The 12,097-nt window shown below is 62.2% G+C and carries 9 protein-coding genes; all 9 read right to left on the reverse strand.

What is annotated here, in order from left to right:
* Positions 1-1,472: 1,472 nt before the first annotated feature.
* Positions 1,473-3,797, reverse strand: a complete 2,325-nt coding sequence (locus C0617_RS11820) for a hypothetical protein (protein WP_291317235.1) — start codon at positions 3,795-3,797, stop codon at positions 1,473-1,475.
* A gap of 120 nt (positions 3,798-3,917) precedes the next feature.
* The gene (locus C0617_RS11825; RefSeq protein ID WP_291317236.1) at positions 3,918-4,886 is read right to left on the reverse strand and encodes a tetratricopeptide repeat protein; all 969 of its coding nucleotides are present in this window, start codon (positions 4,884-4,886) and stop codon (positions 3,918-3,920) included.
* Entirely contained in the window at positions 4,883-6,397 is a 1,515-nt protein-coding gene (locus C0617_RS11830; RefSeq protein ID WP_291317237.1) for a hypothetical protein, read from the reverse strand. Before C0617_RS11830 ends, C0617_RS11825 begins: the two co-directional genes overlap by 4 nt.
* Positions 6,381-7,103 (reverse strand): outer membrane beta-barrel domain-containing protein, encoded by a 723-nt coding sequence (locus C0617_RS11835; protein WP_291317238.1) that lies wholly within the window; start codon positions 7,101-7,103, stop codon positions 6,381-6,383. The genes C0617_RS11830 and C0617_RS11835 overlap by 17 nt, the downstream gene beginning before the upstream one ends.
* A gap of 14 nt (positions 7,104-7,117) precedes the next feature.
* Positions 7,118-9,604, reverse strand: a complete 2,487-nt coding sequence (locus C0617_RS11840; RefSeq protein WP_291317239.1) for an AgmX/PglI C-terminal domain-containing protein — start codon at positions 9,602-9,604, stop codon at positions 7,118-7,120.
* A gap of 71 nt (positions 9,605-9,675) precedes the next feature.
* Positions 9,676-9,996, reverse strand: coding sequence for a hypothetical protein (locus C0617_RS11845; RefSeq protein WP_291317240.1), 321 nt, complete (start codon positions 9,994-9,996; stop codon positions 9,676-9,678).
* A 5-nt stretch (positions 9,997-10,001) separates the two neighbouring features.
* Positions 10,002-10,505, reverse strand: a complete 504-nt coding sequence (locus C0617_RS11850) for a biopolymer transporter ExbD (protein ID WP_291317241.1) — start codon at positions 10,503-10,505, stop codon at positions 10,002-10,004.
* Between the two features lie 9 nt (positions 10,506-10,514).
* Positions 10,515-10,991, reverse strand: coding sequence for a biopolymer transporter ExbD (locus C0617_RS11855; RefSeq protein WP_291317242.1), 477 nt, complete (start codon positions 10,989-10,991; stop codon positions 10,515-10,517).
* A gap of 17 nt (positions 10,992-11,008) precedes the next feature.
* A complete protein-coding gene (locus tag C0617_RS11860; protein ID WP_291317243.1) occupies positions 11,009-11,650 on the reverse strand; it encodes a MotA/TolQ/ExbB proton channel family protein in 642 nt (213 codons plus the stop codon).
* Between the last annotated feature and the right edge of the window lie 447 nt (positions 11,651-12,097).

Raw genomic sequence — 12,097 nt, forward strand, 5'->3', positions numbered from 1 at the left:
GGTCTCCTCTCGCTCCTCGTTGATGGAAAGTTTCTCTCTCTCCATCATGGCGCATCGACGCCGAAGTAGGTAGCGAGGGGAGACCATTTCATCACTCAAAGACGCAAAGGGCGCAAAGGAAAACCATAAGCCGCGATTTTGTCGCTTTTCTTTGCGTCTTTGCGGCTTTGCGTGAGACAGGGGTTTCGGTTTTGCCCCCCNNGGAGTAGCTCGCGATGACGACCCTGTCCTGTTCGTCGGCCCACACGCTGTTGAAGTAGCCGATGTCCCCGGCCGTCGCCACCGTCTCCCGGCTCCAGGCCGAACCGTCGAGACGGGCCAGCTTCAGGTCCTGGAAGGAGTAGCCGGCGTGGGACGCCATCTCCCGGTAGGCGATCAGCGGCTGCCCGGCACCGTCGAAACCGAGGCTGCAGTCGGCCCCGACCCGGCGGCTGTCGTCGACGGTCTCGGTCGTCCAGCCGGTGTCCCCCTCCCTGGCATAGCGCAGGCAGTCCTCGTCGTCCCGGCCGTCGTCGTAGTCCTTGACGTAATAGGCCGCCACTACCCGGTTTTCGACTTCGGACCAGGCGGCGCTGACCCCGCCCACCGCGCAGCCTGTCTCGACCCACTCCCGGACCCATTCGCCGTCGACCTTGCGGGCCGCCCGCAACCCCCGGGTTCCGTCGGACAGTTCGGCGTAGTAGAAGACCGCGGGGTTGCCGGCGCCGTCGAGAACGACAGCGGCGTGGTCGCCCACGTTGATCTGTTCGTTATTTTCCTCGTAATCATTGCCCTCGACCGTCTCTTCGAGCCCCGGGGCACTCGGGTTGGCCGGGTCGATCAGCACGTAGCGCAGGTCCGGGTAGCGGAAGTTCATGGCGTCGCACCCTTCGTAGTAGAACTGGTAGACGGCGTGGAGCAGACCCTGGCCGTCCACCGCCGCCGCCATCCCGGCCCCGGCGAGGCCGTCCTGGAAGACCGGGTTGCGGGGGTTCTCGCCGATGGCCGCTGTGTACTCCTGCCACCCGCCCCCCGCCGGGAGGCTGAACATGGCGTCGGATTGCTGGGCGTTGCCGCACTGCCGGGCCTGCCCCCCCTGGTAAAGGAGGACCGGTTCGCCGCCGGCACCGGCGGCGAGGCTCAGGCCGTTGCCCGTATCGACCGCCGCCACCCGTTCCCCCGCGAGGTCCGATCCGCCATCCCTATATGCGGCCTCGGGATCGAATTTCAGGTAGGTGACCCCGTGGGGCCGCTCGGCGAGACCGGTGCCCTCGAAGTAGGCGATGTGGACCTGGCCGTCGCCGGCCGGGGCGGCTGCCACCGAGGGGACCGTCAGGCCCGCCGCCGCCACCGGCAGCAGGGGCGTCTGCTCCCAGGCCGCCGGATCGGGGGCATCCGATCCGGGCGGATCCGATTCGCCCCCCCCGCCCCCCCCGCAGGCGCAAAGGAGAAGGCACAGCAGCAGGGGCAGAATCCGCAGCCGGGAACCTGGATTATTGCTGAGCGAATCGATTGAAGGCATGGTAGTACTCCCTGGATCTCGGGTGGATCAGTTCATCGTTCGGCGCGGAGGGCATGCTCACGCCCAGGTCCATGTAAATCGTCCGGGCCTTGCCCATATGCTCGTAGTATTGGTAGATACCGGCCAGGTTCACCCGCGCCGCCCGGTGGTCGGCCTGACAGGCGATGGCCTTGTGGAAGGCGTCCTTGGCGATCTGGTCCTCGTTGCAGTACAGGTAGGCCACCCCCAGGGTGTTGTACAGGGAGGCCTTGCCGGCGGGATCGTCGTCGCCCGCCCCCTCCAGGGCCCTCTGGGCGATCAGGATGGCATGGCGGTAGTCGCCCCTCTTCAGGTACCGGACCGCCAGCGCCTGCAGACGGCCGGGATCGCCCGGTTTCTCCAGGGCCTGCAGGTGGAGCCCCTTCAGGCCGGGATCGGCCAGCCATTCCGGGCCGGTCTCGACGGTCGGGGCCGCCGCCTGCCCGCCCCCGCCGTTCCGGCGGAAATAGGCGGCCAGATCGGCGTCGCAGATCTCCCATTTGCGGGCCATTTCGATGGCGTTCTGCAGGTAGTCGTCCCCCTTCTCCTCGTAGCCGGCGGCCTTTTCGGCGACGATGCCGGCATACTGCTCCTGCTGTTCCGGCGTCAACTCGGGCAGGGGGGCGCCCCGGAGGAATCGGGCGAATTCGTGGTTGACCTCGCAGGCCCGGTTGCAGGCGGCCAGGGCGTACTCGGGGCTCTGCAGCTTCATGACCTTGTGGTAGCCCTTGAGCAGGGAACCGAGGAGATCCCCCTTCCGGCGGACGATCGCGTCGTCGATGCTTCCCCCTAGCTGCAGGTCCATGTAGTCCCGGTACTGCCCCGCCAGAAAGCCGAATTCCATCCCGGCCAGAGCGTCTTTCATCGCCGGATCCTGATCGCCGCCGTTCTTCTCGAAGCCTATCCGGGCCGCTTTCCGGAACTTAGCGGCACCCTGGCCGTCGCCGCCCTGGCGATAGAGTTCGGCGATGGTGGCCTGGGCTCTGGTTCGGGACGTCCCCTGCAGCTTGCCCTCGCGTTCCAGGAGGAGCCGCAGGGCGCCCCGGTCGTCACCGAGCTTCAGGTTGTTTTCGACCAGGGTCCAGACGATCTCCACCTTGTCCCGGTACTTGGCCGAGGTGCCGGCGAGCAGCTGGGCGTAGTCGGCGTTGGCCAGCCGATACTGCCCCAGCCCCTGGCGGATCTGGGCCGCCTGGTAGAGGAAATCGGCGCTGCTGGCATGCCGGGGCAGGCGCCGGGCGAACTCCTCCAGGGACGCGGCGAGCCGGCGGAACTGGGAGGCGTTGAGACAGGTCTCGATGACCAGGTTGAGGGTTTCCTCCACCTTGGACGACTGGGGATATTTCCGCAGCAGGTCGTCGGCCGCCCCGAACAGGGTCGGCAGGTCCCGCAGCTCGGAGCTGGAGGCGACCACCGCCTGCAGCGCCTGCTCGCCGAGGGAGGAGGACTGGTGCTTTTCGGCGAAGGCGATCAGGCCCTTCTTGCCCTGGTCCCAGTTCTCCACCGCCGCCAGCGCCAGGGGATTGAGCACCTTGGACTCGGAGGCCTGGACGATTCCGGCGACCTCGGCCTTCAGGTCCCGGTCCAGGGCGCCGTTTTTCAGCACCCCCCGGCCGAAGGCCACAAGGCCCTCGTAATCTTCGGTCAGGTTGTAGGCGTCGAGAATCAGGTGAACCGCCGCCTTCGCTTCGGCCGACTGCGGGTAGGCGGTCACGAAGCGGGAGAACTCGTCGATGGCGACCCCGTACTTGCCCTCGTTGTAGGCGACCCAGGCCACGTTGAACAGAACGTTGGGGACCTTGTCGGCCCGGGGGTACTCGGCCGTGTAGGTCTTGCCGACGGCGCGCAGGCCGCTGCGGGCGTAGACCTTCTCGTAGGCGCTCAGGTCCTCGGTGTTTTTCAGGGCCAGGTAGTAGGAAAGGACGGCGCTGTAGAGGCCGTCCCGGCGCTCCCGCTCCGAGCGCACCCGGCTGCCGGCCAACGTCTCGAACTGCTTGCCGGCCTCCAGGTAGTCCTCGGCCGAGAAGAGGGTCTCGGCGTAGTTCATCGCCATCTCGTCGTACGCCTCGCTGGCGTCGAAAAAGTCGAGGTAGTTGCGATAAGCGGCGGCGGCGAGGCGGAATCCCTCGGCCGACTTGCCCTTCAGGGCCTTCTGGTGGAGGTGGGTGACGATGTCCCGGGCGTAGAGTTCGTATTCGTGGGCGTTCTTCTCCTTGACCTCGTCGGCGATGTGAGTCGAATACTTCTGCGTCTCCAGGGCCTTGACGATCAGGGCCATATCCCGGTCGGCATGTTCGAAGGTGCCGATGGCCCGAACGCACTCGAAGACCCGCCCGGCGTAGAGAAGGAGCTTTTCCGGGTCGTTCTCCAGGGCCGCGAGGGTCCGGTAGATCGCGCCCTAGTGCTGCCACTTCTTTTTGATGAAATAGCGGTAGGCCAGTTTTTCCAGGGCCACCATGTAGACCGGCCGGGACCAGCTCAGGGTTTCGAAATAGTCGAGCGCCTCCCGGGGCGATTTCTCCTTGTACTGCTCGACATAGCAGAAGGCCAGGTCGATGAGGGACTCCAGCTTGATGTCGACCTTGCGATAGGTGTCGATATCGACGTCCTGCTCGGCCCCGGCGGTTTTGACCGCCGCCTCGAAGAGCTCCAGGGCCTGGCCGTAGTCGGCCTCGTTGATGTAGCACCAGGCCAGCTTGTAGCGGGCGATGGCCAGGGCCGGACTGCCGCTGAAGCCGAGCACCGCCTGGTAGTGCCGTTTGGCCAGGTCGAGTTCCTGCTGGGTGAAAAAGTGGTCGCCGAGCAGCAGGTAGGACTCGGCGGCATAGGCGCTGGCGGGGTACTTCCTGATAATGGTTTTGTACTCCTGGAGCATCTCGTCAATCTGCCCCAGTTCCCGGAACTCGTGGGCCATGAAGAAATGGACCTTGGGCCGGTATTTGAATTCGGGGAAGTTGCTCAGGATCCGCTGGTAGACCTCGAGAGCCTGCTTCTTCAGGGTGTTCGATTCGAGATGGTTGAGGGACTTGCCCCCCTCGGGCAGTTCGGCCTTGCGGATGAAGTAGACGGTCCGGGACTTCTCGATGTAGAGTTCGGCCAGCCGCAGGTAGAGTTCGGGCAGGTAGGGCCGCTGCCGCGATTTGTCGATGAGCGACTTGGTGTTTTCGATGGCCAGGTCGATCTTGGTCTTGTCCTGCTTCAGGCGCTGCAGAAACCGCTCCTGCTCCCGGGCCTTTTCCTCGCTGCGCAGCTCGTAGGTGGCGGCCGCCTCGTCCAGGCCAGCGGCAGCCGGGTGCGGCAGAAGGAGAAGCAGCGGCAGGGCCAGCAGAAGGGCCAGCAGGATCTTCGGAGTGCGTTGTCTTATCATTTGAAAAAGATGTCCCATTCTTCCAGGGAGTCGCACCGGTTCTCCAGCACGACCTCGAAATCGTCCAGTTCGTCGTTCCAGAATTCCCCCTGGAAAGCGAAGGCCACGACCTTTTCCTCACCGCCAACCGACTGCCCCTGGTCGCGGTAGTGGTAATCGGAGACCCGCTGGTACATGTCCAGGCCGATCTCGTACTCCAGCAGGTGAGCCTCTTCCTCGTAGCGGAGCAGGCTCTCGGCCAGGCTCTCGTACTCGCGCTCAACGTGCTCCTGCAGGCGCCGAGACGTCTCTTCGGTCTGCAGGGCGTAGATTTTCTCCAGGTGCTGCCGCAGCTCCGGGTCCTCCAGCGCGCCCGCGGCGGTCCGCTCCCGCTCGAGCAGGCGCAGAAAGCGGTAAAGGGTTTTGACGGTGCGCTTTTCCATCATCACGGTCAGCAGTTCGCTGTTCTCGGCCACGTCGCCCCGGCCGTAGATGAAATCGAGGGCGTCGCCGTAGCGCTCGTGGAAATCCTCGACCACGTTCATGGCCCGGTTGTAGTGGCAGACGTCTTTGTAGATGAACGATTTGAGGATGAAGAACTCGGGGGTGAAATGGCGCCAGAAACCGGGGGCCTCGAAGGCGTAGAGCAGGCCCATGGCCTTTTCCGGGCGGCCGAGGCGGTACTGGGCCCAGGCCCGTTCCATGAGGTATTTGGCCTGCTCCACGTTCGGCTTTTCGAGGTCCTGGTAGACCAGAAAGGCCTCCTCGAAACGGTCCTGTTCGAACAGGATGCGGGCCAGGGTGACCCGGGCCTCGTCCTTCTCCTCCGGGGGCGCCGAATCGGCACCAAGAATCTCCGACAGCAGGGCCTCGGCCTCGTCGAGACGGTCGGCATAGATCCGGCGAAGGGCTTTCTGGAAAAGGTATTTGTAGTAGTAATGGCTGCCCGGCCGGATCCGCTCCAGATGCTCGCTGCCCCACTCCGTGTAGCCGTGTTCCCAGTCGTAGATCCCCTGGTAGTAGTTGATGAAGTTCTGCAACTCGTCGTCGACGAAGCCGAGCTCCTGGCCGCTGAGCACGTTCAGCACCACCTCCTCCCGGTCGAAGGGCCGGGTGCGGGCGATCCGCTCCAGCAGCTCCAGGGAGTAGGAAACGATCTTGGCGTTGGGCTTCTTGGTCACCAGGTGGGACAGGGTGTCGACGGCGGCATGGGAGAGCCCGGTCTCGTGCAGGCTCAGTCCGAAGAAGAAGAGGGCCCATTCGTAGTCCTCGTCGTCGAAGCTGTGATTTTGCAGATAGCGGTAAAGGTGGGGGATGGCGGCCCGGTAGTCCTTCCGGCTGAACAGCTCGTAACCGCGGCTGAACGCATCCTCGCCGACCGGCGCTCCGGCCTCCGCCGCGGCCGCGACCGACGGCCCCGGCCGGGGCTTCCCGCGAAAAAGGTCAAAGATGCCGGCCTCGCCGCTGGGGGCCGTCCCGAAAAGGAAGACGGCCAGAAAAACAGCCGATACTATTTTATTTGTCTTGGTCATTGGCTCTCAGGTATCGCTTGAAGTTGTCGACCGAGGTTTTCTGCACCGGCTGGCGGGGCGCCAGGTCGAAACGGTATCCCAGGCCCACCCCGAGATAGACCAGGTTGTCGGTGCCGTCCTCCTTGAAGTTGAGCAGGTCCCGAAACTCCAGGTTGACGCAGAATTTCTCGTTCAGAAAATACTTGCGGCCGAGACCGAAACTGAGGGAAAGGGCGTTTTCGCTGGTCTGCTCGCCGCTGCTGCTCTTCCGGTCGTAATTGACCAGGCCGGCCCCTGCCAGCAGGTAGGTTTCATGGTTGACGACCTTTTTGTTCCAGAGGGCGTCCTTGCCGTAGGAGGGCTTCCAGATCAGGTTGCTGTGGACGGTGAAATTCAACTCGTCGAACTCGGTCGGGGTCACGCCGAAATCGTCTTCCAGGTCGCTCTTGACGTCCTTTTCGTTGTTGAAGATCCATTGCCCCCGCACCACTTCCCATGCCAGGTGCTCGTCGAGGTTGAAGATGTAATTGAACCCAAGGGGGTAGGCGTAAAAATAGTCGTCGTTGGGAACGAAGCCGGCGGCGAGACCGATTTCGTGATGGCGGTCGAAGATCCGGTTCTGGATGGCGTAGACCGGTTCATCCTCGTCGGGCGACTGGGCGAGTGCGGCCGGGGCTCCGAACAGCAGCGACAAAAGAATGATGAAGGAAACGGTCCTGTGTTTCATCGAATTCAAACTCCTTAAAAACCGACGACGTCGAAAATAAAGGGATAGGAGACCATGACCTCGGCCCCCCTGGGTTCGGGAAAATCCCACGACTTGATCGAACGCTTGATGCAGGCATGGAGGCTGTCGGAGCGGACGGAGGAGGACTTGATCCGCACCTCTCCCACCGCGCCGTCGGTCAGGATCCGCCACTCGAAGGCCATCTTGCCCATCAGGGCCGGATCTTCGATCAGGGCCGTTTCGTAGCAGTAGCTGATTTCGTCCATGTGGGCGTCGATGACCTTCTTGACTTCCTCGCGGCTCATGCCGCCCTGGATCTGAACCGGGGCCTTGAGGTCGGCCGAGACCATGGCCATGACCTGGTTCCGGCCGGTCCGGCCCTTGTCCAGGGCCGCGATGCCGGCGCTCGCCACGACCTGGGTCGCCCCCCGGGTGTTCACCAGTCCCATCTTGGGGATTTCGATTTTCGAGCTGCCCAGTTTCCCCGTGATGCCGCCGACCTTGAGGGTGCCCTCGCTGGCGTGGGAGGTGGAGACGGCGGCGATATTGGTCACCGCGGCCAGGGCTTCCTTGGCCCCGGCCTGGACCCCGTCGGAAATGCCGAGGGCGCCGAGAATCCCTTCCTTCTTGATATTGCGGTTCAGGGCATTGCCTGCTTGGGGCGACGAGGCGGGAGCGGCCTTGGCCACCTGCCTGGTTTGGGGCGGCGCCGCCTTCTTGCTCGCCACCTTGGTCTTTTTCGGGCTGGCTTTCCGGACCGTTTTGACCGGCGGCTTCTTTTTCGGCTTCGGCTTGACCTCGGCGAGCTTCTTTTCCACCGGCGGCTTCTTCGGCGGTTCGAGCCGGCGGGCGTCGATCTGAACGAAACGGGCCTCGGGCGGCTCGAGCCGGTCGGTGCCGGGCAGGGAAACGAACATGCCGGCCAGTAGCAGCACGAAAAGGTGGAACAGGGTGGACGTCGCCAGGGTGCGCAGCACGTTGCCCCCGGACCGGGGCGCATCGGCGACACGCGGACTCGGACGGGCGAAGGTCCGGCGGATCAGATATTCGTCCCCGCCATGAGCGACGACCGCCCGACCGTGCACCGGGACCGGCGCCCTGAAGACTTTGCGGAGTCGGCCGGCCCGGTTGGCCGGGACGCACAGCCGATCGCCCTCCAGGGGCTGTTGCCCGTCCCGCAGAATTTTGGCGACGGACTGTTCCTGGTCGAAAAAGACGAAGGAACCCTCCTCGCCGCCGTTTTCGGCAATACAGAAGGGACGGCGCTGTCCCCGGGCCAGGTATTTGTCTTTGGGGCCGAGATAGCGGATATCCACCACCTGGTCGCGGCGCGTTCGGATGACCTGGAGGACAGGCTGCCGCTGATCCCGACCCTGGTCCCGGCCCGCCTCCGCGGTCAGCTTGTCCCGCAGGGAGAAATCGGCCTCGACGTCCTCGCGCTCCTCTTCGTCGTCCTCTTCCCGGTCGAGGTGGGGGCTGCCCAGCCAGGAGGTCGAAGGGACGGCCCCGGGGGTCGCCGGGCTTTCGCCGTTGGCCGGCTGCCGGGTGGCCCGCGGAGCATCGAGGGGCCTGGGCGCGGAAGGAGCGTGCAATCCCCGGGGATCTTCAGGAGCGCCCCTTTCTTCCTTACCTCCGCTCTCATCAACGGGTTTGCCGGCTTCGGCCGGTGTGTCCGCCCCCCCCCCGGTCAGAGTCTGCAGGCATTCCAGAATCTCCGGGTCCTCCTGGCTCGGTGGAAGTTCCGGTCCTTCAGGTGCCCGGGGCGGACGCAGAGTTTCCTGCGACCCGGGCCTCGTGTAGGTTTCCCTCCCGGCCAAAGGTTCTTGAGCTTCATCGGCGCTTGCCGGCTTCTTGGCCGGTTGGGGCTTTTTCGCCCTCTTCGCCTTACGGGCTTGCCAGGACCTCAGAACCCGGGGAAGGGAAGACGTCTCGGGGGAATCGACGACCTCTTCCCTCTCCCCGGCGTCAACAGTCTGGACCTCTTGGGAGGTTGCGGGGGCCGGCGGGATATCATCCCCTCTCCTCTTTGAAACGCCCGGGCCGGCCTCTGTGTTCGGATCAACCTTTTTCCGCCCTTCGGTCTCCCGCTCCACGGGTTGAAGCCGGGTGGCCTTGCGCTTGATCGGTTTCAGCCTGACCTTAATGGTGTAACGGCCGATCCGTATGGCATCCAGAGGGCCCAGCAGACAGGTGGTGACCGCCTCGTCATTGACCCGGGCTAGCCCGCTTTCGGTCGGGTCATGGATAATGACCCGGGCATCCTCGACCCGAACCACCACCTGAATGTCGGCAATACGGGGATCGTGCAGAACCAAGTCGGCGCCCGGCCCCTTGCCGATGACCACCGTGGCCTTGTCGAAACAGTCCCAGCCGAGATAATCCTCTCTTTCAAAAACGAAAAACTGCGCCACAACCCCGGCAAGCGAACCGGGTCCGTCCTGGCCTCCGCCCGCCGGCTTGGCGGCCGAAGCCTCTTCTTTCTTCGCTGATGATCGGTTCATCGTCATTGCCCCGGGATAAAATCAGATTTCAGTTGCATTCGACAGAAGGGAAAGTCCTTTATCCGGCCTTCTCACCGCCGGGAAAAGCGCTCCCGGGTGGTGTCCACCACCTCGGCATCCTCCCGGATCTCCCGCCGGTAATCCCGGCGACAGTCGAGCATGCTTTGGATGTCGCTTTTCTTGCGGTTGAGCAGGTAGACCGCCCCGGACTTGATCGACTGGCCCATGACATAAGCATTGCCGAAGTCGATGCGACTGAGAAGCGCCTCCCCCTTGCCGTCTTTTCCCTCTTCGCCCCAGGCCCGATTGCCCGGCCAGGCCGGGGCCAGCAGTTGTGCGGCCAGGACCAGGGCAAGGATCGGCAGCCATCGCTTCTTCGTCGTCTCCCTCATGGCTTTCATTTCTCCAGAACCGCGAACTGCAGGTTGGGATAGCCTGCCATGCCAGCCGTTTTGATGATGCTGTTGATGGTTTTGAAGGAGTGCCGCCGGTCGCACAGAAAAAGGAGGTGGTTTTGGACCTCGTCCGGCCCCGTCTCCGCCGCCGCTTCCGCGTCGGCTTTCTCCCGGTACTCCTTGAGCCGCTGGTAAAGGCTCGATGATTGCGGCTTGTGCGAATCGAGGCCCTGAATGGTTTCCCCGTCCAGGGTGGCCACCACCTCGCCCTCCAGCTGAAGACTCGTTTGGGTCATGACCAGCTTGATGTTCTTGGTGTAATCGAGTTTGGCCGCCGACTTCGGCAACTCCAGGCTTTGGTCGAGCTGCAATGTCTCGGGGGTGCTCGAGAAGGAGACGAGGAGGAAAATCATGATGATGGTGAACATGTCCATCATCGCGGTGATTTGCAGCCTCGGCGTCACCGTCCCCTGCCTGGAGCGCCGTCCGATCTGTCCCAGTGCCATGTGCGCTCCCTACCCGACCCGCTCGGACAACACCACCTTCGGGAAGAGCGGCGTCTCCTCGGAATACCTGGCGGCATCCATGGTCTCGATGATGGCGTGGTAACGGACGCTGTCCTCCGGTATCACGATAATGGTGTCGCTCGCGGGGTATCGGCTCTTGATCTGCTCCAAGTGGCCGACCATCTGGCCAAAGGCGTATTCCTGGTCCTTCGACTTCTCGATGGTGGCATCGAGCCGCTCCAGGGTGCCGGCATCCAGTTCGTCGGCCAGGGCGGACATCTTGATGCCGCCTTCCCCCAGCTCGACGATCACCGTGACCTTGACCTTCTGCTCCGGGGCCGCCTCGCTCACCGTCTCGGCCCGAACCGGAACCGAGGTGTTGATCGCCTTGAGGTGAAGGAAGCTGGCCGACATCAGCAGGAAGGGGATCAGCACCAGGAACATGTTCATTACCGGGACCATGTCGATGTCGACGTCCTGCTCCACCTTCTGTCTTCTCCTGGCTAGCCTTGACATTCCAGGTCCTTTTCTCTTTTCAGAGCAGAGAGGGTGTTGAGCAGGCCGAGGGCCTTTTCCTCGAACTTTTCGATCAGGTGATCACCCCGGTTGTTGAGGACGTAGAACCCGACCAGGCAGGGGATGGCCACGATCAGGCCGAAAGCGGTCGTCAGCATGGCAACGGAGATACCGGCTGCGAGAATTTCCTGCTTGGCCGCTTCCGAGGCGCTGCTGACCCCCTGGAATGCGGTGATAAGACCGATGATCGTCCCAAGCAGGCCCAGCAGGGTGGAGATGTTGGCGAACATGGTCAGGTAGTTGATGCGCGCTTTGACCAGGGGGATTTCCCCCATGATCTTCTCTTCCATCGCCAGTTCGATGTCTTTATCGCGTTTGTCCGATTTCAATAATCCCGCCTTCAGAATCCGGCCCAGCGGGTGTTTTTCGATCTTGGCGCATTCTTCCAGCGCGGCACTGTAATTCAGGCTTTCAAGGGCCAATAAGATCTTTTGATAGGCCTTGTCGGTATTGAGTTTTAGCCGGAAGAACAGAAAGCTCGCTCTCTCGCAAAACAGAGCAAGAGAGATAATAGAGACCGTTAAAATTACATACATAAAAAGTCCGCCATCTTGAAAAAATGAAAACATGAAAACACCTCCTGTTGGTTTTTTGAATTCTATGTAAAAATGAACCATTCCTTCTGGTTACATACTCAGCCTTTAGGGCGTTTATGTTTATTTAGTGATTCCCAAATATCAAAACCAAACCCCTGCCTAGAGCAATTACAGTACCAGGAATGTACTTCTCATTATTTTTCAAACACATAGACAATCCTTAGATACTTTTTTCGAGAAAAAATATAGATATGTTGCCTATCAGCAACACTTTCTTTGCAGACTGCCTCTAAATTGTCGATATTTTATGTACAACAGTTGTCGCTTCAAGATTCCGAATTTTTTCGCAGCCAATTAGTATGGCCATCAAAAACAAAAAAACGACTATGAATCAATCAGGTACATATTTTTTTCATTTAAAGTTCACTATCAAAGTTTCTCCTGAAATCCGGGCCAATAGTGTCTCTATTTGGTGACAGA

Origin of the sequence: Desulfuromonas sp. (assembly GCF_002868845.1) — a bacterium.
Taxonomy (GTDB): Bacteria; Desulfobacterota; Desulfuromonadia; order Desulfuromonadales; family BM501; genus BM501.